1 pseudogene is annotated in these 297 nt (G+C 67.3%); it reads right to left on the reverse strand.

Annotation, left to right across the window (positions count from 1 at the left end):
• Positions 1-70: 70 nt before the first annotated feature.
• Positions 71-297, reverse strand: a pseudogene (locus J0695_RS38405) (5-deoxy-glucuronate isomerase); the annotation flags it as partial.

Here is a 297-nt window from a genome sequence, read left to right on the forward strand (position 1 = left end):
CCTCCGGCGCGGGAGGCCGCTTCGCCCTGGCAGGAGCGAAGTGCGAGCGACGACTCCCCGCCCGCTACGGCCCCGCGCCGGAGGCGATCTGGGCGTGGGCGTCGCGCGGTACGTACACGAAGTCGCTGACTCCGTCGAACACACCGTTTCTTCCCCGTAGTTCGAAGATCTCTCCGTCGACGAGGACGGTACAGCCGCCGTTCAACGGCAGCACGATCCATTCGCTCTCACCTGCGGAAAGTAGGTGTGAACCACCGGCGTCCAGGGTGAGTACGCGCAGCGAGGAGTAGCCCCAGC

This window comes from Streptomyces beijiangensis (genome assembly GCF_017315755.1).
GTDB classification, from domain to species: domain Bacteria; phylum Actinomycetota; class Actinomycetes; order Streptomycetales; family Streptomycetaceae; genus Streptomyces; species Streptomyces beijiangensis.